Raw genomic sequence first — 303 nt, forward strand, 5'->3', positions numbered from 1 at the left:
CGGTGGAAAATGAAATGGATCCGACGGATCTCCAGACGCTTGAGGCTGAAGTGACCGCACTGGATCAAGAAATTGACAAATTAGATCAGCAAGTTAAAAATGAAAAGACAATTCCTGGTGGGTCACCACGTAAACGGCGCCGACGCCAGCTTAAACATCTCAGGCATCTGGTAAAAGACGAATTCATACCCCGGAAGCAAAAGTATCGGCAATATCATGAGTGGTTCGGTGACCGGAACAGTTTCTCCAAAACAGATCACGACGCGACTTTCATGCGCATGAAAGAAGACCCGATGCAAAACG

1 pseudogene is annotated in these 303 nt (G+C 47.2%); it reads left to right on the plus strand.

What is annotated here, in order from left to right:
- Positions 1–14 precede the first annotated feature (14 nt).
- Positions 15–303 (plus strand): annotated as a pseudogene (locus FD17_RS12925) (IS5/IS1182 family transposase); the annotation flags it as partial.

Origin of the sequence: Lentilactobacillus sunkii DSM 19904 (assembly GCF_001435575.1) — a bacterium.
Taxonomy (GTDB): domain Bacteria; phylum Bacillota; class Bacilli; order Lactobacillales; family Lactobacillaceae; genus Lentilactobacillus; species Lentilactobacillus sunkii.